General features: G+C 67.2%; 14 protein-coding genes. 8 read left to right on the top strand and 6 right to left on the bottom strand.

All coding sequences use genetic code 11. The features are described 5' to 3' along the window. Positions 1-15 precede the first annotated feature (15 nt). Genes NJD74_RS16545 through NJD74_RS16530 form a run of 4 tightly spaced genes read right to left on the bottom strand, consistent with a single transcriptional unit; the run spans position 16 to position 4670 of the window. Entirely contained in the window at positions 16-1128 is a 1113-nt protein-coding gene (locus NJD74_RS16545; RefSeq protein WP_019183697.1) for an ABC transporter permease, read from the bottom strand. After that, positions 1125-2312 carry an ABC transporter permease gene (locus tag NJD74_RS16540; protein WP_319624602.1) on the bottom strand — a complete coding sequence of 396 codons (1188 nt, stop codon included), beginning with the start codon at positions 2310-2312 and terminating at the stop codon, positions 1125-1127. Before NJD74_RS16540 ends, NJD74_RS16545 begins: the two co-directional genes overlap by 4 nt. Further along, positions 2309-3325: an efflux RND transporter periplasmic adaptor subunit gene (locus tag NJD74_RS16535; RefSeq protein ID WP_019183699.1), complete on the bottom strand. Its 1017-nt coding sequence runs from the start codon at positions 3323-3325 to the stop codon at positions 2309-2311. The genes NJD74_RS16540 and NJD74_RS16535 overlap by 4 nt, the downstream gene beginning before the upstream one ends. Next, positions 3318-4670: a TolC family protein gene (locus tag NJD74_RS16530; RefSeq protein ID WP_254427873.1), complete on the bottom strand. Its 1353-nt coding sequence runs from the start codon at positions 4668-4670 to the stop codon at positions 3318-3320. Before NJD74_RS16530 ends, NJD74_RS16535 begins: the two co-directional genes overlap by 8 nt. Positions 4671-5043: 373 nt before the next feature. Between NJD74_RS16530 and NJD74_RS16525 the strand changes: the two genes are divergently transcribed. From NJD74_RS16525 to NJD74_RS16490, 8 genes are all read left to right on the top strand, one after another. Next, positions 5044-6030: an alpha/beta hydrolase gene (locus NJD74_RS16525; RefSeq protein ID WP_319624601.1), complete on the top strand. Its 987-nt coding sequence runs from the start codon at positions 5044-5046 to the stop codon at positions 6028-6030. Then, positions 6027-7649, top strand: a complete 1623-nt coding sequence (locus NJD74_RS16520; RefSeq protein WP_319624600.1) for a D-aminoacylase — start codon at positions 6027-6029, stop codon at positions 7647-7649. Before NJD74_RS16525 ends, NJD74_RS16520 begins: the two co-directional genes overlap by 4 nt. A 37-nt stretch (positions 7650-7686) precedes the next feature. Further along, on the top strand, positions 7687-9129 hold the full coding sequence (locus NJD74_RS16515; protein ID WP_070474083.1) for a serine hydrolase: 1443 nt from the start codon (positions 7687-7689) through the stop codon (positions 9127-9129). A 184-nt stretch (positions 9130-9313) separates the two neighbouring features. Next, a complete protein-coding gene (locus NJD74_RS16510; RefSeq protein WP_319624599.1) occupies positions 9314-10312 on the top strand; it encodes a dipeptide epimerase in 999 nt (332 codons plus the stop codon). A gap of 226 nt (positions 10313-10538) precedes the next feature. Continuing rightward, on the top strand, positions 10539-12791 hold the full coding sequence (locus NJD74_RS16505) for a TonB-dependent receptor (RefSeq protein WP_319624598.1): 2253 nt from the start codon (positions 10539-10541) through the stop codon (positions 12789-12791). A 67-nt stretch (positions 12792-12858) separates the two neighbouring features. Continuing rightward, positions 12859-13836: a hypothetical protein gene (locus NJD74_RS16500; protein WP_319624597.1), complete on the top strand. Its 978-nt coding sequence runs from the start codon at positions 12859-12861 to the stop codon at positions 13834-13836. 150 nt (positions 13837-13986) lie between these two features. Continuing rightward, on the top strand, positions 13987-14892 hold the full coding sequence (locus NJD74_RS16495; RefSeq protein ID WP_102789252.1) for a LysR substrate-binding domain-containing protein: 906 nt from the start codon (positions 13987-13989) through the stop codon (positions 14890-14892). Between the two features lie 101 nt (positions 14893-14993). After that, positions 14994-16166, top strand: coding sequence for an MFS transporter (locus NJD74_RS16490; RefSeq protein ID WP_102789251.1), 1173 nt, complete (start codon positions 14994-14996; stop codon positions 16164-16166). Positions 16167-16224: 58 nt separating this feature from the next. On the opposite strand, the gene NJD74_RS16485 is transcribed toward NJD74_RS16490, so the two are convergent. Continuing rightward, on the bottom strand, positions 16225-17412 hold the full coding sequence (locus NJD74_RS16485; protein ID WP_319624596.1) for a hypothetical protein: 1188 nt from the start codon (positions 17410-17412) through the stop codon (positions 16225-16227). A 77-nt stretch (positions 17413-17489) separates the two neighbouring features. Next, positions 17490-22103, bottom strand: a complete 4614-nt coding sequence (locus NJD74_RS16480; protein ID WP_319624595.1) for an autotransporter outer membrane beta-barrel domain-containing protein — start codon at positions 22101-22103, stop codon at positions 17490-17492. Positions 22104-22352: the final 249 nt, after the last annotated feature.

Here is a 22352-nt window from a genome sequence, read left to right as displayed (position 1 = left end):
CGGGACGCCATGCCCTCAGCTCGACCTGCGGGCGCCCAGACGCCAGACGGCGAGGCCGCCGTACAGCGCCAGCAGCGCCGCCAGCGTCCATATTTCGTGGCTGACTTCGCTGAGGCTGGCATCCATCTGGTTCAAGCGCACCATCAGGTTGATGCCGGGCGTGGTGGGCAGCAGGTGCGCCAGCGCGACCAGTGCCGGCGGCGAGGTGACCGCTGGCCAGGACAGGTTGGCCAGGAAAAACAACGGGATCGAGCAGGCGATGACGACCTGGAACGCACGCTCGCGGGTGGCGAAAAAGCTGCCCACGAACAGGCCGAACGCTACCGTGGCTGCGATGAACAAGGTGCCGCCCAGCAGCTGCCCGAGCGGATTGCCACCGCGCGGATAGTCCTGCACCCACGCGGTGAAGCCGGCGTAGTAGAGCAGGCCGAGCAGGCCGATCGCACCGAAGCCGACGGCCATCCCGGCCAGCGTCGGCAGGTCGAAACGCAGCCGCCGGCCCAGCGCCAGCCGCCGCGCGCCGAGCAGCACGCCGATGCCCATGAGCAGGGTCTGGTGCACGATCAGTTCGGCCACGCCGGGGACGATCGCGCTGCCGTAGCCCTCCTGGGTGTTGAACAGCGGGCGTTGCACCAGGGTGATCGGCGGTGCCTGCGGCGCGCCCATGAAGGCTGCCTGGGACACCGCCGCTTCCCGGGCGAACGCGGTCAGGGCATCGGCCACGCCGCCGAGCACCCAGCTGGCGCGGCCCAGGTAGGCGCCGTTGCCCATCAGCACCAGATACCCGTTGCCCCCACGCAGGATGTCGCGCTCGAGGTTGGCGGGGATCAGCAGGATGCCTTCGGCCCGGCCGGCTTCCATTTCATCCCGGGCCTGGTCGACGCTGGCCGGCTGGTCGACGATGCGCACCGTGCGCAGCGCATCCACGCGACGCAGCAGTTCCCGGCTGGTCGCGCTCTGGTCGTGGTCGACCACCACGATGGGCAGGTTGGTCGCCACCTGGTGGCGGTAGGCGGCCGGGTAGAAGAACGAGTACAGCACCACCGCGCCCACCATCAGCACGACTGCGTAGCGGTCGGTGAGGACCGTGCGCAGGGTCAGGCGCAGGCTGCTGCCGAAGCGGCTCATGCGCTGGCTCCGGAGGCCGCGGCCGGCGTACCCGGATCGGCAGCCCGCGCGGCGGCGATCAAGCGCCACCCCCCGATGCCGCCCGCCACCAGCACCATCAGCAGCAGGGTACCCAGTGGCCACAGGGAAACACTCCACGGGGCGCCGACGAACTGCTGCTGGGTCTGCAGTTTGACGTAGGCGGTCAGGGGCAGCAGCGCGTTCCATATGCGGGTGAACAGTGGCGCATCCACCACCGGGAACGTCGCCCCGGAAAATGCCAAGGCAGTCCCGATGCTCAGGCCGATCGCGGAGAGCGCGCTGCCCATGTCGCGGGTGAGCCCCACGAACAGCAGTGCCACCGCCGCGCAGGCCAGATAGAACAGCGGCTGGCCCAGCATCAGCAACAACGTGCTGCCGGCGATGCCGTCGCCACGGACCCGCGCGAGGTAGAGCACACCGAGCGCCCCGTAGGCCGAAAACAGCACGACATAGGGCGCGATCTTGCCGACGATGGCCGACCACGGGGCGTCGCCGAGCCACGCGCGCAGGTGCCCGTCGCGAACTTCGCGCCCCAGGCTGGCTGCGACCGCCAACGCCAACCCCAGCGACAGAACCGCCGGGAACAGCAGCGGCAGCAGGAACAGCTCATAGCTGCGTGCCGGGTTGTGCAGGATGTCCGACTGCACCGCGATCGGCGGCGCGCGCAGCTTGGCCGGGCCCACCTGCTTGGCGATGCGCCCGCCCAGCAGGCGCGCATTCCAGGCGCTGACGGCTTCAACGATGTCGCGCACCGCCGACTGGCCAGTGGTGAGGTAGGTGGCGTTGTAGTATGCGAACACCGTGCCCTGTTCGCCACGCAGGGCGTTGCGGGTCGCATCGCGCGGCACCAGCACGACGGCGAACACGTCCAGCCGCCGCAGCTGCGACTGCGCATCGGCCAGACTGATCGGCTGGCTGGCCACGCGCACCCCGGGGCTTGCATCGAGCATCCGGGCCAGCTGACGGCTCTCGGCGCTGCGGTCCAGGTCGACGACGGCGATCGGGATATCGCGCATCACCGAGGCCGCGAACAGCCAGGCCATCAGGCCCAGCATCAGCGCTGGAAGCAGGGTGACCAGCAGCAGATCGGCACGATCCTGACGCAGGTGCTGCAGCTCGCGCTGCAGCGAGGCGGTGATGCCCGCCCGCGCCCGGCGGTTCATCCCTGCGGCCACGCGAACAGCACGCTCATCCCCGGCCGGAAACCTTCGATGGGGGCGACCGGGCGCAGCCGGATCTCGAAGCTGCGCACGTCATAGCCGGACGACTGCCGGGTGGCGCGCCAGGTGGCGTAGTCGCCCGCCGGATTGATGAAATACACCTCGAAGTCGGCGTCGCGGTCCAGTGCGGGAACGCTGCCGTGCAGGCGGCTGCCCACCTTCAGGCCGCGCATCTGCGACTCGCGCAGGTTCACTGAAACCCACATGTGGTCGATGTCGACCAGGGTGAAGACCGGGTAGCCGGCCGGCACCAGCTCGCCGATATCGGACATGCGCTTGTTGATCTCGCCGGCCACCGGCGCGCGGCCGTTGACCTCATCGCGGGCAGCGTTGACCTCGGCCACCGCGCCCTGCGCCTGGCGGACCTGGCCCTGCGCGGCGCGCTTGTCCTGGTCACGGGCGCCGGCCAGCGCCTGGTCGTACTGCGCCCGTGCGGCATTGGAGAGCTCGCGCGAACTGCGCGCCTGCGCCAACGCTTCATCGCGCTTCTGCCGGGTCATGACCCCTTCGTTGAACAGGTTCTGCACGCGCTGATAGGTCGCCTCGGCCAGGGTGGCACCGGCTTCGGCACGCTTCCAGTTGGCCTGCGCAGCGCGGATATCCTCGCTGCGTGCACCTTCGTCGGCCTTGTCGGCCACGGCACGCGCCGCTTCCAGTGCACCATGCGCCTGCTCTTCCTTGGCCGCTACTTCGGGGCTGTCGAGTACGAACAGCACCTGGCCGGCCTTGACCCGGTCGCCTTCGCGCACCTTCAGCTCGGCAAGACGCGCGGTGATCTTCGCGGCTACGTTGATGGTGTCGGCGTCGGCCATGCCCTGCAGCTGCTCGGCCGGGGTACGCCAGGCCAGCCAGAGGCCGACCACCACGACGACCACCAGGGCCAGGCCAATGAGGATGCCCGCCTTGCGCTTCTTCGGCGGCGGCGCGTCGGCGGCGGCCTGCAATGTGTCATTCATGCGCGATCACCTCGTCGCCCCGGCGGCGGAATTCTTCGTATCGGTCCATCTGTCCACTGATCTCCAGCAGCTGTGCCAGCGCTACGTCGTATTGATAGGCGGCCTGCGCGCGTTCCACCTGCGCGCCCCCCAACCCCAGCCGTGCATCGATCACGTCCAGCGAGGTCGCCTGGCCTTCGCGGAACGCCAGCTCCTGAAGGCGCAGGTTCTCACGGCTCTGTTCAATGCTGCTGTCCAGCAACAGGAACTGCTGGCGGGCGGTGTCCAGTTCGTACCAGGCCTTGCGAACGCCCAGCGTCACCTGGTTCTCGGCTTCGCGCAGGCCGGCTTCCGCCTGCTCCTGCTGCGCGCGGGCGGCGCTGATCTGGGCCGGGCGCGAGCTGGGCGAGAGGAAGGTGTACTTCAGGCCGATGCCGAATGCCCAGTCCGGATCGGTCAGCATCTCGTCGCGACGGCGGAAATCGTACTGGCCGAACAGGAACACGGTGGGTTTGAGCTTGGCCTGCTGCACGCGCACGCCTTGTTCGGCCTGCGCCACCAGGGCGCGCAGCCGGGCGATCTGCGGCTGCCGGGCCTGGGCCTCGCGTTCGAAGGTGGGCAGTGCACCGATCGGCGCGCGATGCACGAACAGCGGCGACACCGGGCGGACCTCGCCGCCGCTGCGGAGCAGGGTGGCCAGCGCTGCCTTCAGGGTCTGCAGATCGTTCAGCGACTTCTGGTAATCGCGCTCGGCCTTGTCGCGGGCCACGTTGGCCTGCAGGCGCTGGGCGCGGGTGGCAAAGCCCTCGCGCTCAAGCTTCAAGGCGTCGTCGAGGTGGCGCTGCAGGCCATCGCGGACATCCCGCCGCACATCGACGGCCTGCTCGGCAAGGCGCTGACCAAAATAGGCCTGGGCCAGCTGCACGCTCAGCGATTGCCGCTGCGACTCGCGCTCGGCACTGGCCTGGTCGGTCGCGCCGGCCGCCGCCTGCTGCGCCGCCGGGATCAGCCCGCCGGTATACAGCGGCAGCACCGCGGTCACCACCGGGCGGGTACGCCAGTCACGCTCGGTGAACTGCAGCGGCGAATCGATACCGAAGGCTTCGGCAACCGGGGCCAGCGAACCCAAGGGGAGGGTGAGGGTCTTCTGGAACTGCAGGCGGCGCACTTCACCGGTGATCTCCGGCAACCGCAACAGGCGGGTGGCGTCCTGCAGGTCCTGTTTGTTGCGCACCGACGCATCGGCGGCGGCCAGCGCATCGGAGACCTGCTCCAGCCGCTGCTGGGACTGCTGCCAGTCCAGCGCGGGGATAGCGGCGGCGCCCGGGGCGGGCTGGGCGATGGCCAGGCCACTGAAAAACAGCAGGGAGAGACTGGAAAGTCCTTTTAACGCGCGCGTTGGCGGCCAATGCCGGCTCACGAGGGGGCAGCTCCGTGGGGTGTGACGGCAAGAGGGTAGCGTGCGTCGCGTGAAGTGCGGGTCTTCACAACGGTGACCGTGGGAACCCGGACAGTGGCGCACTGCACATTGACAATTCTCCTATCAGGACGTTTATATCCCATTCGGGATGATTGTCTGCCGCATGGGGTGGTCCTCCCTTGAACGCCGCGCGAGCCGGAACCGCGGGGCGAAACGCGCTTCAGTACGCCCTTCAAGAGAGCACGACATGACAGCAGTAAAGGGTTGGCGGCGGTTTGGGCGATGGGTGTAGTGGATCCTGCTGGGTCTGTTGGCGCTCGTGATTCTCCTCACCCTGGTGGGCGTCGTGTACGAGGCGCTGGCGCGCCGGAACGCGGCGGACGAGCATCCTCTGCGCGGCGAAATGGTCGACATCGGCGGGCGGCAGATGCATATCGAGTGCCGGGGCAGCGGCTCGCCGACGGTGATCTTCGAATCCGGCCTGGGCACGGGCGGCACGCTCGACTGGACCCGCGTGCACGACCGGATCGCCCGCTTTACCCGTGCCTGCGCCTACGACCGTGCCGGCATCATGCGCAGCGACGCAAAGGATTCCCCGCAGCGTGCATCGGCCGTGGCTGATGACCTGCATGCGTTGTTGAAGGGCGCCGGCATCACCGATCCGCTGGTGCTGGTCGGCCATTCGATCGGCGGCCCGTACATCCGGACCTATGTGGGTCGCTACGGCGATCAGGTCGCCGGGCTGGTGATGGTCGACCCCTCACATCCAGATCAGATCGCCCGGCTTGGCAGCGTGGTCAGCATCAACGTCCACCCGAAGAAGGTGTCGCTGTTGATGCATACCGCGACGGCACTGTCGCGGACCGGCCTGGTGCGCTTCCTGTTCTCGCGCGCCGATCATGGTCCCCGCCCCGAGGATGAGGCGGCGGAGATCACCGCCTTCTCCAGTGCCTCGGTCAAGGGCGCGACCGCCGAAGTGGATGGTTTCGACAGCACCATGGACGATGCCCGCGCGGTCACCTCGTTTGGCGATCGCCCGGTGATCGTGCTGACCGCGCTGAAGCCGTTCAAGCCCGAGGAGCTGGAAAAGATGGGCCTGACCGCGGAGGAGGGCGCGCGGTTCAAGCAGGAATGGCGCACCCTGCATGCCGAGCAGGCCGCCATGTCCAGCCGCGGGCAGCAACAGATCGTGAGCGACGCCGGGCATTACATCCAGATCGATCAGCCGGATCGGGTGGTGGACGCGGTTCGTGAGGTCGTGGATGACGTGCGTGCAGACGCGCGTACCGACAAGGAGATGAAATGATGAAGCGCACTCTGCTCTGGGCCGGTGTGTCGATGCTGTTCGCCGCCCATGCGGCCGCCGCCGACTATGACCTGGTGATCCGTGGCGGCCGCGTACTGGACGGTGCCGGCAACCCCTGGGTCCGTGCCGATGTGGCGGTCAAGGACGGGCGGGTGGCACGGGTCGGCCAAGTGCCGGGGACCGGCACCCGCGAGATCGACGCGCGCGGGCGTTATGTGTCGCCCGGCTTCATCGACATGATGGACCAGTCCGGCGCGGCGCTGCTCAAGGATGGCGCCGCGGAGAACAAGCTCCGCATGGGCGTGACCACGCTGATCGGCGGCGAGGGCGGACCGCCGGTGCCTGCGGCGGGCATGCCGGGATACTTCAAGCAGCTGGAGACGCAGGGCATCGCGGTCAACTTCGGCACCTACTACTCCTCTACCCAGGCCCGCGTGCATGTCATGGGCGATGCCGCCGGTGCCCCGACCCGCAAGCAGCTGGATGCCATGGGTGAGCAGGTCAAGATCGCGATGGAGGCCGGTGCGTTCGGTATCTCCAGCGCGTTGATCTATGCGCCCAGCAGCTTCCAGAGCACCTCGGATCTCATTTCGCTGGCCAAGGTGGCCGCGCAATGCGATGGCTTCTATGCCACCCATATGCGTGACGAAAGCGAGGGCGTGGTCAAGGCGATCGAAGAAGCGATCGAGATCGGTGAAAAGGGCGGCGTGAAGGTGGAGATCTTCCACTTGAAGGCGGCCTATGCACCGGAGTGGGGCAAGCTGATGCCGCAGGCGCTGGCCACGATCAATGCGGCGCGCGACCGCGGTGTCGATGTCGCCGCGGATCTGTACCCATATACCGCCGGCGGCACCGGGCTGGAGATCATCGCGCCGAGCTGGGTCTGGGCCGATGGGCTCGAGAAGGGTATCGAGCGCGTGCGCGATCCGAAGGTGCGCGAACGCATGAAGAAGGAAGTCGCCGCTGGATCGATGCCCGGCTGGTCGAACCTGGTGCACGCCTCGGGCGGTTTCCAGAACGTGCGCCTGGCCAACAGCTTCAGTGACAAGTACCGGCGCTTCCACGGCAGGACGCTGGCCGAGATCGGTGCCGAACTGAATCTGGACCCGGCCGATGCGGCCTGGGATATCGCGCTCGAAGGGCTGCCCAACCGCGCGGTCGCGCTGTATTTCATGATCAGCGAGCAGGACGTACAGCTCGCGCTGCGCCAGCCCTGGGTCAGCATCGGCAGTGATGCCGCGGCGGCGGTGAACTACGGCAGCGAAGGTGCCATCGGCCTGCCGCACCCGCGCGCCTACGGCACCTTCCCGCGGATCATCGCTGAGTATGTGAAGCGGAACCAGGTACTGACGCTGGAGGATGCCGTCCGAAAAATGACCGGCTGGCCCGCGCAGCGGATGGGCTTGAGCGACCGCGGGCTGATCCGTGAGGGCATGCGCGCGGACATCGTGCTGTTCGATCTGGACACGCTGGACGATGTGGCAAGCTGGGATGTACCGGCCGGCGCGCCGACCGGCATCGAGACCGTCATCGTCAACGGCGTGGTGAGTTTCGAGGGTGGCAGGCACACCGGCGCCCGGGCGGGCTCGGCGCTGCGCCACGCCTGCCACACGCGCTGATCCACGTGCGCGCCACACCAACTTCAGGACCCACCTCATGATTCGATACTCCTCCCGCTGCAGCCTTCTGGCCCTGGCGCTCGCCGCCTCCGCGCCGGTGCTGGCGGCCGCACCGCCGATCACCAGCGCGGACGATCTGGGTACCGCGGTCTCGGCGCAGCTTGCGTGCGCCGGCATTTTCGTAGCCAACCGCACCGAAGCCGACGTCCTGCGCGATGACGTGCATGCGCTGGCGCCTTTCACCAGAACGGTCGCGCTGTCGGTGGATCGCAAGGCCGGGACGGTCACCGCCTCCGCGCCCGGCACGCCGACCCGTACCGCGCTGTATCGCCCGGCGGTCGGCTGCACCCTGACCACCGGCGATGTTCCGTTGAAGGCCCTCAAGACGCAGGCGGGGCGGCTCAAACCGCTTGCTCCCTTGCCGGCGCGCCCCTGGCCCCAGGGCGACACGCCCGTGCCGGCGCTGCAGGCGGCGGCTGAAGCGAAACTTGACCGGGCCGCACTCGATGCCGCGGTCAGCGCCGCCTTTGATGAGCAGAACGTCGGCGGCTATCCCGACACGCGGGCGATCGTGGTGGTGCAGGGCGGGGCGATCGTCGCCGAGCGCTATGCGCCCGGCTTCAACCAGGGCACGCGCATGCTGGGCTGGTCGGCGACCAAGAGCATCATGGGTACGCTGGTCGGCCTGTTGGTCGATGACGGTGTGCTCAAACTGGACGAGCCGGCACCGGTGCCCGAGTGGAAGGGCGCCGGCGACCCGCGCGGCGCGATCACGCTGCGCCAATTGCTGACGATGTCCAGCGGGCTCACCTTCGTGGAGAGTTACAAGCCCGGTAACGACTCGATCAAGATGTTGTTCGAGGCTGGCGACATGGGGGCGCTTGCCGCTGCGTTGCCGCTGGAGCATGCGCCGGGAACCTTCTGGAGCTATTCGTCCGGCACGACCAATATCCTGTCGCGGATCGTCTTCGAGGCGACCGGTGGAACGCTGGAAGGCATGACACGGTTTGCCCAGACGCGGCTGTTCGAGCCCGCAGGGATGCGCAGTGCACTGATCGAGCCGGATGAATCGGGTGTGCTGGTCGGCAGCTCGTACGGGTACGCGACGGCACGCGATTGGGCGCGGTACGGACTCCTGCATCTGAACCACGGCGAGGCGGGCGGCAAGCGGCTGCTGTCGCAGCAATGGCTCGACTTCGCGGTGACACCGACCCCGGCCTCACCGCGGCCCTCGTACGGCGCGCAGCTGTGGTTGAACCGGGCCGAAGCCGGCGGAGAAGGACGCAAGGTGCTGCAGGATGTCGCGACAGATGCCTTCATGGCGATGGGCCATAACCACCAGATCGTGGCCGTGATTCCCTCGCAGGATGCGGTGATCGTGCGCCTGGGCTGGACGCCCGAAGGCCAGAAGTTCGACTGGAACAAGTACCTCTCGCAGATCGCGGCCGCGCTTGCGCCCGCCGCTCCCGCCGCAAAGTAACCAGAAAAGCAGGGAAAGGGGAGGGCGCGGAACCCGGCGCCCGTTGACAGTTCTCGTATGAGAGAACGAATGTCTCAATGTGAGAATTACTCACCATGAGGCAGGGAAACCAGATGTGCTTGATCCAGCTGTTGGGAACGTCCCCGTTGACGCGTGAGCGTGGTGCAACCGGGGCTCACGTCTGATGGCCCGCCTGAAACTCGGCATCGCCGTCGACGCCCTGCGCCTTGCGGCACCCTTCCGCATTTCCAGCCACGTGTTCGACAGTCGCCTGGCCGTCCTCGTCACCCTGGATGACGGCACGCACATCGGGCGTGGCGAGGCGACCGGGGTGTACTACCTGGGCGAAGACGTGGAGACCATGCGCATCCAGCTGGAAGCGGCGCGCGATGCGATCGAGGCGCATCCCACGCGCGAGGAACTACGTGCGATCCTGCCGGCCGGCGGCGCGCGCAACGCGGTCGATGCCGCCCTGTGGGAACTGGAATCCAGGCAGACGCGAACGCCCGTATGGGCGCTTGCAGGGCTGGAGGCACCGCGGCCACTGCCGACAACCTTCACGGTCGGCGCCGATGAGCCGGCCGCGATGGCGGCGGCCGCTGTGGCCTACCGTCAGGCGCACTCGATCAAGGTGAAATTGACGGGCGATCTCGACCTGGACATCGCCCGCGTCGCGGCCATCCGCGCGGTACGGCCGGATGTGTGGCTGGGCGTCGACGCAAACCAGGGGTATCAGATTGGTGATCTCGACCGGCTGGCCACCGCCATGGTGGACGCCGGTGTGGCGCTGATCGAACAGCCGCTGGCCCGCGGGCGCGAAGCCGACCTCGATGGATTCGTCTCGCCGATTCCGCTGGCCGCGGACGAAAGCGCGCTCACCCTGGCCGACGTGGACGGCCTGAAGGGTCGCTTCAACGTCTACAACATCAAGCTCGACAAGTGCGGCGGCCTCACTGAGGCGCTGCTCATCGCGGCAGCCGCGCGCGAAGCGGATCTGGGCGTCATGGTCGGCTGCATGGTCTGCAGCAGCCTGGGCGCCGCGCCGGGCTTCGTGGTCGGGCAGTTGTGCGATCTCGTCGATCTGGATGGCCCTACGTTCCTCAAGCAGGACCGCACGCCTGGGGTCGTCTATCGCGGCGGCACGATCTGGTGCGACGAGGCCGTCTGGGGCGCCGCACGCTGAGGCGCGGGGCGCGCCTGGCGCACGATTTGATGTCAATGCTGCGTCGCAGGATTGACAGTTCTCTGAACAGGACTATTGTGTCCTAAATGGGCTTGTAAGCAGCCATTCGTCCCCAGGAGCGTCATTGCCAGGCCGGCCCCCACCCCAGAATGTCGGGGTGCCCTGACTGCCGCATTCCGTGCCCATTGCCGTGGGCTCCCAGCTTCGCTACCGAGGTCTCATCACCATGAGTCACTGTTCGCTCCGAATGAACGCGTTGTCGCTGGCCTGCGCTGCAGGCATTCTGGCCCTGGGCTGCAGCGCCACGGCACTGGCACAGGTCGCCGCCGAGAATCCCGAGCGCGATGACGTGCATACGCTGGGCACGGTCACCGCCACTGCGCAGAAACGCGTGGAAGTGGTGACCGACATCCCGATGTCGATCAGCGTCATCAGTGAGGAGCAGCTCGATCGCCTGCAGGTCAACAACATGAATGACCTGGCCGGCCTGGTCCCCGGCCTGCAGATCACCAGCCTCGGCGCGCCGGGCCGCTCGACGATCTCGATCCGTGGCATCACCCCGATGGGCAACACCGCCTCGACCTCTATCTACGTGGACGATGTACCACTGACCGCGAATGGCTCGCTCTCCGGCGCCACCTCGGGCATGTTCGACCTGCTTCCCTACGATGTGCAGAACGTGGAAGTGCTGCGCGGTCCGCAGGGCACGCTGTACGGTGCCAGCGCGCTGGGTGGCGTGGTCAAGTACGTCACCAAGCGGCCGGACCTGGAGTACTTCGCGGGCCGCGCCGGGGCGACGATGCGTGTCGTTGACGATGGTGGACGGGTGGGTCATTCCGAACGCGCTGCGGTCAACGTGCCGCTGGTGAAGGGTCAGCTGGCCCTGCGCGCCAGCTATGCCGAGCAGACCAGCCCGGGCTGGATCGACAACAGTGTCCTGCATCGCCGCGACACCAACGACGTGTACCAGAACGCCGGCCGCCTCTCGCTGCTGTGGAAAGCCTCGGACACGGTGGACGTCCTGCTCACCGCGATGCGCCAGGAAAACAAGGGGGACAATTTCGCGACGGTCGCACTGGACCCGGTCACGTTCAAGCCGAAGCTGCCGGGCTACTCGAACGAGTACCTGTTCCTGCAGCCGAGCACGATCAAGTACGACGTCTATGGGCTGACAGTGGACTGGGACGTGGGCTGGGCCGACTTCACCTCGGCCAGCAGCTGGATGAAATCCAACTCCTGGCGCCTGCAGGACCAATCGGTCGAGTACATTCCGCTGCTCGGCCAGAAACCCGGCGTGGGCCCGGTCATGGCATACGCCGGCCTGGACACGGATATCGAATTGAAGAAGTGGACCCAGGAATTCCGCCTGACCTCCAAGGGCGACAGCCGCCTGCAATGGCAGCTCGGCGCGTTCTACACCGATGAAGACGCGGCCTACATCGAGCGCGGCAGCGCCTTGAGCCCGGCCTTCAACCCGGTGCTCGATCTGTTCACCGCCTCGGTGCTGACCACCTACAAAGAGAAGGCGCTGTTCGGCAACGCCACCTGGAGATTCACCGACCGCTTCGATCTGGCCCTGGGCGTGCGCCATGCGCGCAACGACCAGGAGTTCCGCCAGACCCTCGGCGGCCCGCTGGGTGGTGACGGGGTGCAGCGGATCACCGAATCCTCCGAGAGCGTGACCACCTGGAGCGCCAGCCCGCGCTTGTTCCTGGGCGAGGACACCATGGCCTACGTGCGCGTAGCCACCGGCTACCGCGCCGGCAGCCCGAACCCCATCCTGCCGGCCGCGCCGGAAGTCCCCGCGCAGGTCAAGTCGGACACGTTGATCAACTACGAAGCCGGTTTGAAGAGCCACTTCTGGGATCGTCGTGCGCTGGTGGAAGTGGCCGCCTTCCGCATCGACTGGGATGATATCCGCCTGAATCTGCTCACGGCCCAGGGCATCTCCTATGGCGTCAATGGCGGCGAAGCACGCAGCCAGGGCGTTGAGTTCACCGGCGCACTGATGCCCATCGATGGGTTGCGCCTGAGCAGCAGCCTGACCTACACCGATGCCAAGCTGACCGCGCCGATTCCGCCGGCGCGCCCGGGCGGGCCCAACCAGGCCGAATCCGGCGCCCAGCTGCCGCAGGTGCCCGAATGGGCCGGCAGCCTGCAGGCCGACTACCAGTTCCCGACGAGCGGCGAATGGGGCTGGAGCGTCGGTGGCGCGCTGCGCTATTACGGCGAGCGTGCGGCATCGGTGGCCTCAACGCAGTCCTTCGACCTGCCCAGCTACACCACCGTTGACCTGACTGCCGAAGTGAGCAGCCAGAACACGACCGTGCGCTTCTTCATCACCAACCTCACCAACAAGGACATCTACGTCGCCGCTGGCAGGACGATTCCTGCCGCGGGCGCGCAGCAGTACCGGCGCTGGAATGCGGTGATGATGCAGCCGCGTACCGTGGGTGTTTCGTTGGATTACAGCTTCTGATCCAGCGGGGCAGGGCAGTGCGGCCCCTTTGGGGCCGTGCTGCCCGGTAACCGTGGCCGAAGCGGATATGCTTGCACGGATCCCATCCCGACCCGCAGGCAGCAGCGCGATGCACGCCAGAACATGTTCCGTCCTGCTTTCTGCTGCGCTGCTGCTGTGTGCAGCGCTGCTCACCACTGGATGTGCACGCGCCCAGCGGGAGACCGTGTTTTCGTCAGACACGCTGAAGGTCGTGGCCGTGACGGAAAGCAGGCTGGATATCAACAGCAGCAAGTACCAGCACCACACCACGTACGCCGTTTACGAGAATGGCAGTGCGCTGTCAGATAAGGACTTCGCGACGCTGCTGCAGGATCATGCCGCCACAGACGCCCCGTTTGTGCATACCGATGCGGTGGTGCTGGACGAAGACGCAGTTCTGATGGCATCGCACAATCGTGACAGCTCACGCTGCTGGACAACGCGGCTTTCCGCGAGCCGCGGCAGGGCGACGCTGGAGAAGATCACGGCAGGGACCGTCGACTGCGGCATCCGTCCGGCACCGCCGGGCTGGCGGGCGCTCTACACAGACCGCAGTGATCTCATCCTGGTCCGTGAACACCCCTTCCAGGTCCATCCCATCGCGGGGTACGCGTACGTCCTGTGGATCGATGGCGACATCGCCGCCCTGTATCACAAAGACCGGGACCATGAGCGACTGGTCGTCAGGCTGGCGAGGATTTCGTCCGACACGCGCCTCGCCGAGCAGGCACTGCCGATGCGGACCTATGCGGAGCCGGACCTTCTGTATGCCTCGCCTGAGCAGCGCCGCCAATGGCTGTTCGATAACTTCACGGTGGCCATGGGGGCGTCCCCCTCGATCCAGCTGCGCCCCGATCATCGACTGGAGACGATCACGCCCGAGGTGTGGGCGCAGTACCAGGAAAACGACCGGCAGAACAAGGAACTCGATGCCCAGGCACGTGCCGCCGGGGACGCCTGGATCGAGGCCCAGCGCCGGGAGCTGATGGAAGCGGACGCGACGGCGCGCGACGCCACGAAGTAACGCTGTCCGGCCCCTCGTCGAGCATCGCTGACGAGCAGCAGCATCATGACCAGTCCCTCCAGCAGACGCCTGCTGGCGCGCTCTGGACAACGTAGAGATTTGGTATGTTGAACACCCTCAATTCCGGCATTCAAGAGGTCTGGTGTTTCAGTGATAGAGACCCGCCTGCTCCAACAGTTCATTGCCGTGGCCGAGGAGCTGCACTTCAATCGCGCCGCCGAGCGGCTGCACATGGCGCAGCCGCCGCTGAGCCAGGCCATCCGCAAGCTGGAGGGCGCCGTCGGAGCCCCGTTGTTCGAGCGCACCCCTCGCAGCGTCGCGTTGACACCGGCGGGGGCAGCCTTCCTTGAGACCGCGCGCCGAACTGTGCAGTCGCTGGAGGAGGGCGTCGCCCAGACGCGCCGCGTGGCCCAGGGCATGGAGGGCCACCTGACCCTGACCTTCATCAACATCGCCCCCTATGCCTCGTTGCTGCAGGCGTTGCGCCACTTTCGCGAGCTCAACCCGGGCATCGCCTTCACGATGCGGGAGGCCACCACCCAGGAGCAGGTCAACGCCCTGGAGCAGGGAGAGGCGGATATCGGCTTCATGCGGACGCCGGGCACCACGACGCCGCACCTGCGCATGGAAAGGCTGCTGAGCGAACGGATCTGCGTCGCGCTGCCGGCCGGTCATCCGCTGGCGGCGAAGGCGGGCATCGACCTGGCATTGCTCAGGGACGAAGCATTCGTCGCCTCGCCCCGGACACTCGGCAAAGGATTTCATGACCAGCTGATCGGCCTGTGCCAGACAGCCGGGTTCGTGCCCGACATCGTGCAGCACGGCCGGCAGATGCAGACCTTGATTGCCTTGGTGGCTGCGGGGTTCGGTATCGCGCTGCTGCCCGCTTCGCTGGCGACGGAAACGCGCGAGGACGTTATGTTCCGTCCGCTCCAGGTGGAAGCGGCGGAGGACGTGTCACGGCTGGAGCTGTTCATGGCGTGGAACGAGACCCGGACCTCAGCGATCCGCGACCGATTGATACAGGCGATTCTGCAGACCCGTTCTCTGCCCTGAGGTGACAAGACGCGCGGCGTCTTGCTGCAGTATGTAAACCGTCCTTCACCCGCACATGGCCAGGCACTAGGCTTCCGCAGCTCTGCTGGATAGGACCTGCGATGCCTGCTGCCATTTATGTGTTTTCCCTGTGCGCGTTCGCGTTCGGGCTCTCCGAGTTCGTGGTCGCGGGATTGTTGACCACCATTGCCGATGACCTCGGGGCGCGGATATCCCTCGTCGGCACGGTCATTGCCGCCTATGCACTGGGCGCGGCCATCGGCGCACCGTTCATCACCGCCCTGGTCGCGCACTGGCGGGACCGGCAGATCCTGCTGCTGGCCACGGCGTTGCTCGGACTGGGCAGCCTGCTGATGAGCGCCTCGCCCAATCTGGTTACACTGCTGGCCATCCGCTTCGTGGTCGGCCTCGGCCACGGCGTCTTCATGGCGGTCGCCTCCGACGCGGCGACCCGGCTCGTGGACCCGCAGCGATCCGGCCGGGCGCTGTCGGTCGTGTGGATCGGGTTGACCCTCGCGCTGGCGTTCGGCGTTCCGATCGGCACGTACCTGGGCAGTCTCTGGTCGTGGCGCGTGGTCTTCCTGTCCATCGGCGTCCTCAGCGTGGTCGGCATGCTGGGTCTGGCGCTGTGCATGCCGAGGGGAGCTGCCGGTTCGGCCCCGTCCCGCGGCGGGGCATGGAAGGGCATCCAGGCCATCATCCATCCCCAGCTCCTGACGACGGCCGGCATCGGCGCGCTGGTGAGCGTCGCGACGTTTTCGTTCTTCACCTTCGTCTCGCCGTATCTGCAGCAGGTCACTGGTGTGGACGTGCAGTGGCTGAGCCTGGGCATGCTGTTGTTCGGCGTCTGTGCGATCGCAGGCAACCTGCTCGGGGGAGCGCTGGGCGACGCGATGGACGGGGACCGCAGCCTTCAGTTGGCACTGTGCGCGTTGGCGTTGAATCTGCTCGGGCTCTACGTGTTCGCCAGCATGCCGGCCATGATGATGCTGCTGATCGGCACGCTGGGCATCTGTTTCTTCTGCATCGTGACGCTGCTGACGCTGCGTCTGCTCAAGCAGGCGCAGCGCTTGATTCCCGCCTACAGCCCGGTCGCGGCCGGGTTGAACATCGCCTCCTTCAACCTGGGCACCGCGCTCGGGGGCGCCATGGGCAGCCTTACGATCAGCTATGCAACGCTGGCATCGGTACCGCTGACAGGGGCCGTGGCCGCGGTACTGGCTGGCACCGTGTTGTATCGCCTTGCTCGCCGCAGGCACGGATCGCGTGTTTGAAGTGGTGGATCACGTCCGCTGCCGTTCAATACCCTCGAGATGCTCTGGAGCAGTCACCTCACTTGAAGCCGGCTGCCTTGCAGGCATCGACGAACGTCGCGCCTTGTTTATCCATGGCCGTTCTCACGCGCTTGCTGGCGTTCACAAGCGCCCCGCTGGGGGTGGCCCATTGCGCTTCCGGCAATGCCTGGGACCAGGCTTCCACCACGGCCGGCAGCGAAGGACGGCCGCGGCGATGGACCCATTCGGCGAGCAGGTAGGGCAGCTTCCAGAAGGTAAGGACACGCCACGCGTACCAGCGACGGAGCGGCCAGTAGGAGCGTTTGTCGTAGCCATACTTCTCCCGTTGTTCCAGCGTCAGATCATCACCGCCATCGTCGAGCGAACCCATCGCGCGAGCATCCTCACGCTCGATCTCAAAGGTGTGCATGCCCTCATACGGCTTCAGTCGATCCTTGGTCGGGACCAACCCCAATGCCTGGAACCATGGGTTGGGTGCATTGAACAACTGCCCGTCCTCCATGTAGTTTCGGATCGACGCCCACAGGCCCAGTGAGTGCGAATCACTGGGTTGTGGCAGCAGGACAAACTGCACGGTGTCGCGCTCTTCATCCTCCAGGCCCATGCCGAAGGTGTACTGGCGCGTTGTGCCATACGGGGTGATGCCTTGTGAATTGGACACCCAGGCAACGATGCTCTCCCAGGGCACGATCAGGGCACGGCCGCTCTCGCGGTCGATGTAGCACACCTCGCGACGCTGACGGTTGAAGCGCACCGGATAGGGCTTTGCGCGTTTGAACTCATCCGAGAACATCCCGTAGGCGAATGCCCCCAAGGGGAGGATGCCGAGAAGCGCGCCGGCAGAAAACACTTGAATGAGCATCTTCAAATCCGCCCATGGCGTCGGGAAGTTCTCCGGGTAGGCGAGCACCAGGTAGAGCATGATGAGCGCGGGCACGATGAACGCGAGCACGAACAGGCCGACGATTCCGCCGGCAAGCATTTTGCCGCCCTCTACGGTTCCCCAGTTGCTCCCTCCCAGGTCCAGGAACACATCATTGATGTCCGAAAAATGGCGACGGGAGGATTGCACCTGCCCGGTGTACACCGGCAAGGGAGACAGGAACAGCGTCTCGGTCGCGCCTTCAACCCGGATCTCGCCCGCTGAAGGGCGTTGACTGCGGACGTCGAGCGCAGCGGTCGCTGCCACAGTCGTGCGGCTCTTCCTGAAGAATCGTTGAAACATGCAAGCTCGCCGGGCGGACAACCGCGCATGATTTCACAGGCACTATCGGCTGTCACCATCCCCTGGAATCACAGCGTCTACCAGTTCCACCGCATGCCCAGCTTGCCGTTCCACGCGTTCTCGTCGCCATTGAAGCTCCAGCTGTAATCGAGATCGGCAAACAGGTAGCCGGTCTGGGTGACCTGCCAGGTTCCGCCGATGCCCACTTCGCCCCATGAGCCGCCCATATCCACGGCGAACGGCACGTAGCCGCTGTTGGTGGCGAACGCGGCGCGGGGCGTGCCGCGGAACTCGTGCCACACGTTGGCGCGCAGCCAGGCATTGCTGCTGCGGGCCTCACCCTGCGCGGTCTCGTGCTGGCCGGTGCGATTCAATCGCGCGCCGATGCGCCCGACCAGCGAGTCACCGTCGCTGAAGTGCACCTGCGCGGTGTGATCATCGAGGTCGTCGACGTCGATCTGCTGCCAGATCACCTGCGCCTGCGGCTCCAGACGCCAACGCCCGTCCTCGCCGGAGGACCCGTCGCCCTCGTTGAGGATGAACGGCCAGCCGCCTTCCAGCGACAGCGCCAGCCCATCGGCATCGACAAAACTGTCGGACGTGCGCGGGGACTGCAGGCGCACGTCATACCAGGTGTACTGGGCCACGGCGTCGATGTAGGCGCCTTTGGCGGAGAACGCTGTCCAGTAGCCGCCGACCGAGCCGGCCTTGAACCGGTCAGTGCCAGCATGGAAGCGGTAATCCAGGAGGTTGTGCCGCACCTCGCCCTTGCCTTTGCCATACGCGAGGTAGACACCGGCGTGACGGCGGCGCAGGTCATCGGCATCCACGCGCCGGTAGAGGTCGGTACCGATCTGCAACGCATCGAAACGGTAGTCGAAGTCGGGCCCGCGATCGCCATAGATGCCGCGCCGGCCACCATCATGTTCGCCGTCGTGGCCGAGATAGCGCATCCAGGCGCCATTGAATCCGCTACGTTCGGTATCCAGGTCGCCGCGCTGATGCAGCAGCTGCTCATCGCCGACCCGTTCGTGCAGGGTATCGATCAGGGTGCGGCCGTACACCTGGGCCATCGCCGGTACGGCCGCGATCAGCGACACCTCCTGGCGATAGGCCGGGGGCGGCGAGGGGCTGGGCGGTTCAGGGGGCACGGGATCCGGCGGAGCAGGATCCGGTGGCGGCGGGAGAGGAGGGGCGGGGCAGGGCGGTACCGGCGCGCCCGGGCTGGCGCAGTCGATCACCGAGCGCAGGTACCAGCTGTTCTCCACATCCGCGCCGGAGACCGTGGCCGCGCCACCGCGGAACAGGAAGTACTCGTACGGACCCGCCACCACCGGTGCCGCCAGCGCGAAGTTGTCGGGCGTGCTGGTGGCGTTGCTTGCCTGCACCACGCGGATGCCATCGGCCAGCGTCCGGTCGCCACGTCCGCCGGTGTTGTGTATCTCCAGCACGCCCGGGCCACTGCTGCTGCCATCCACCACGACCAGCTGGTCCGAGGGCGAGGCATCGTCGCCCAGCCAGGTGTTCAGCGCGAGCGTGCCATTACCGCTGTAGCGCGACACGGTCAGGGTTCTGTAGCTGGCCACTTGGACGAGATCTCCGCCAGGCACCGCGAACGCGATCCGGCTGCGATCATTGAGCAGCGTGGTGAGCGTGGAGCTGCCGGTCAGGTTCCACAGCGTGTCATGCAGCGCCACATTGGAGAGGCTGCCGGGCAGGGTGATCGCGGCGCCGGTGAGCACGCTGCCGGTCGCGGTGATGCTGGCAAGGGTCGGGGTGTCGGCGGCCGGCAACACACCCTGCGGCGCCGGTAAGGCCATCGGCAGGGGCACTGGCGGATCATCGGGCGGAAGGTCCGGGGGAAGGAGCGGGACAGCGGCGTCGAGCCCGTCGAAATCGGCAATGGCACCGACCTTGAGCCACAGGTCGCGGCCTTGCACCGTGGTGCCGGTCAGGTCGATCTGCGCCGCACCGATGGCGCCCACGCCGGGGCCGTCCGCAGCGGATAGCGTGGACTGCGTAACGAACGCCGAGGCTGGGGCGGGGTCGCCACGGACCAGCAACGCTGCCGCGCCGGGACCGGTCGTGGCCAGCGTGGTATCCGCCACGTCCACCCGACCGCCGTTCCATGCCACCGCTGCGTGGGCCAGCGCACCGCGGGTAGTGACATGGCTGCCGCCGCCCAGCAGCAGGTGCCCGTTGTCGGCCCAGGCAATCAGCCCGTGCGCCTGCACGCCTGTGGTGGCGATGCTGCTTGCCGTCGCAGTCAGCAGGCTGTCGGCATACGCGGCCAGCCCGTAGCCATGCAACCCGCTGGTGGTGACGGTCATGCCGCTCGTACGGATCTGCCCAGCCCCCGCCGCGCGTGCACCGATGGAATCGGTGCCGCGCGTGGAGACACTCACATTGGCCAGGGTCGCGATCGCATCCACGCCCTGGATGTTGAAGCCTTCGCTGGCGTTGCCCAGCGTAGTGATACTGCTGCGTGCGCCGTCGGCCTGCCCCGTCACCGGAGTGACGTTCATCCAGACCCGCCCCCCGGCCGTGCCCACATACACCCCGTGCCCGGAGATGCCGGACGCCATGAAGGCAGCGGGGTCGGTCACCGGGTTGCCGCCTGCATCGATCGGCCTGCCAAAGGTCGGCAGCGCCAGGTCGGTTCCCAGCAGGACGCCGGTACGGATCGTGTCGCCACTGGAGATCAGCGTGCCCGCGGTGCCACCGCTGGCGTTGAGCGTCATCCCGGGGCGGCCTGAGTTGATGATGGTCGTTCCAGCGCTGTCGATGGTGCCGCCGGTGGCGTTCAGCCCGATGCCACCCGCGCCACCGCCGCCGATGTAGAGATTGCGCGCGGTGATGCGGGTTGCCGCGCCATCGGCACGGATACCGCCCCCGCTTCCCGAGGTGGTCAGGATACTGTCGGTGACGCTGACCTGCGCGCCAGCCTGGCCATACACGCCGTTGGCATTGAGATCGGTGGTGCGCGTGTCCAGGCGCAGCAACGCCGCCTGTGGTCCGACCCCGCCGACGGCGCCCTGGACCAGCACGGCGTTGGCGTTCATCCCGTGCGTGGTGATCACCGTGTCTGCTGCCTGCAGCCGCGAGGTCGCGGCAGCCGCCTGGGCTACCAGCACGCCGGTGCTGTTGTTGCCGTAGGTCTCGATACGGGTCGTGGTGCCCAACGCTGAGCCATCGGCCGCCACGTCCAGCCGCAGCGTGCCACCCGTGGAGGACACCTGCGCGCCGTTCGCCCCGGTGGTGCCGGTGGCCACATACGCGGCAGGATCCGTGGTGGCATTGCCGCCGGCATCCACCGGCAGGCCATAGCTGGCGGCGGCAGGATCCGTGCCGAGCTGTACGCCGGTCAGCAGGGCATTGCCTTGGCTGACCACGGTACCGCCGCTGGCGGCCTGCAGGCCAACCGCCGAGTTGCCGCCGGCAATGCCGGAGGTGTAGATCGCACTGCCGCTCAGCGTGAGCGTGCCTGATGTCAGCGCATGGCCAGCGATGGCACCGTTGAGCAGCGTTGAGAGGCGCAGCCCGTTTGCCGTAAGCGCGCTGCCACCGCCTTCGGCGCGCAGCGCATTGCCGGTCTGTCCTGCAGCGATGACGACACCCGGCGCTCCTGCCAGTGTGACCGTGCTGCCGCTCCCGGCCAGCACGCCGTGCGCATTCTGCCCGGCCACGCGGATGTCCAGCCCATCAACCTGCACCTGGGAGGTGCCGGTGGCCGACAGCCCGTGCGCGGTGATGCCGGTGGCGTTGATGGTCAGCCCGGACAAGGTGCCTTGCGCATCAGCGAACACCAGGCCGGTCGCGCCGGTGCCGGTGGTATCGATGGAAAGCTGGGATGCCTGGAGGCGCGAACCGGTGGCAAAGCGTCCACCACTGTTGTTGTTGCCGCGGGTGAGGATGTTCACCGCATGCACGTCGAACTGCGCGCCGCTGGCGCCGAGCAACCCGTGGCTGCCATTGGTTGCACCGGCGCCGGTGCCGAGGATATGGATCAATGTGGTGCCACCCGTGGGAACGCCGGCGCTGTCCACATTCAACCGGACGGTGCCGTCAATGGCACTGATGCCGTGGGCCGCCGTTGCGGCCTTGCCCACGTAGGCATCGGGATCGGTGACGAGATTGCCGCTGGCGTCCACCGGCAGACCGTAGGTGGCGGGATTGCCGGGTTGCGTCCCCAGCAATACCCCGGTGGCAATGACATCGCCGCTGCCGGTGAAGCGGCCGCCTGCGACCTGGATGCCTTCACTGTTGGCCAGGGACGTGTAGAAACGCGTGCCGTTGGAGGTCAGCGTGGTGCCTGCCTCCAGGCGGGCAGCAGGCCCCCCGGCGCCCAGCCGGCTGACGGTGGAGCCGGCCGCCAGGAAGTTGACCGCGCCCGCGTTGGTCGAGCAGACCGTGGCCGTGTTGGCGGCACTGGTGATCAACGCCACCGCGCCGGTAGCGTTGATCACGCCGGCATTGGCGGCATAGAAGGCCGGTGCACCGACGGTGGTCGGCGCGTAGGTGCCGCTTGCGACCGTCAGGACCGTGCCGTTCGCGCGGACCTGCTGGGCGGGTACGCTTGCCGGTACCGTGATACAGCTGGCCGCGTCCACGCTCTGCGCCAATGCGCACCAGGGCGCCGACGCAGCCAGCCCGACCACGAGCAGGCTGCCGCGGATCGATTGCGGTGACACGAACGTACCCGCACACGTCACGCCGGAGGCTGCTCGGCGACCAGATCGGGAAGTCTCCACGTTTTATCCATGATGTGCTGTGTTGATCTACATGCACGACGTCGCCACGCATGGCGGGCACCGGGTGTGACTCGAGTCTGGCCACAGCGCTCCACGTGCTCAACCGCAATACGTGCGGGGTGAGGTCAGTAAAACTACCGGCACCCGCGGCGCACAGCCTCCCGCAGACATCCGACGCAGCGCTGACAT

Origin of the sequence: Stenotrophomonas sp. RG-453 (genome assembly GCF_033843685.1) — a bacterium.
GTDB lineage: Bacteria > Pseudomonadota > Gammaproteobacteria > Xanthomonadales > Xanthomonadaceae > Stenotrophomonas > Stenotrophomonas bentonitica_A.
Note: the sequence above shows the minus strand (reverse complement) of the source record. Positions and strands in the feature narration are given on the sequence as shown.

Coding starts and splice junctions, on each gene's coding strand:
- NJD74_RS16545 (WP_019183697.1), bottom strand. CDS start 1,128: ATGAGCCGCTTCGGCAGCAGCCTGCGCCTGACCCTGCGCACGGTCCTC.
- NJD74_RS16540 (WP_319624602.1), bottom strand. CDS start 2,312: ATGAACCGCCGGGCGCGGGCGGGCATCACCGCCTCGCTGCAGCGCGAG.
- NJD74_RS16535 (WP_019183699.1), bottom strand. CDS start 3,325: ATGAATGACACATTGCAGGCCGCCGCCGACGCGCCGCCGCCGAAGAAG.
- NJD74_RS16520 (WP_319624600.1), top strand. CDS start 6,027: ATGATGAAGCGCACTCTGCTCTGGGCCGGTGTGTCGATGCTGTTCGCC.
- NJD74_RS16515 (WP_070474083.1), top strand. CDS start 7,687: ATGATTCGATACTCCTCCCGCTGCAGCCTTCTGGCCCTGGCGCTCGCC.
- NJD74_RS16510 (WP_319624599.1), top strand. CDS start 9,314: ATGGCCCGCCTGAAACTCGGCATCGCCGTCGACGCCCTGCGCCTTGCG.
- NJD74_RS16505 (WP_319624598.1), top strand. CDS start 10,539: ATGAGTCACTGTTCGCTCCGAATGAACGCGTTGTCGCTGGCCTGCGCT.
- NJD74_RS16500 (WP_319624597.1), top strand. CDS start 12,859: ATGCTTGCACGGATCCCATCCCGACCCGCAGGCAGCAGCGCGATGCAC.
- NJD74_RS16490 (WP_102789251.1), top strand. CDS start 14,994: ATGCCTGCTGCCATTTATGTGTTTTCCCTGTGCGCGTTCGCGTTCGGG.
- NJD74_RS16485 (WP_319624596.1), bottom strand. CDS start 17,412: ATGTTTCAACGATTCTTCAGGAAGAGCCGCACGACTGTGGCAGCGACC.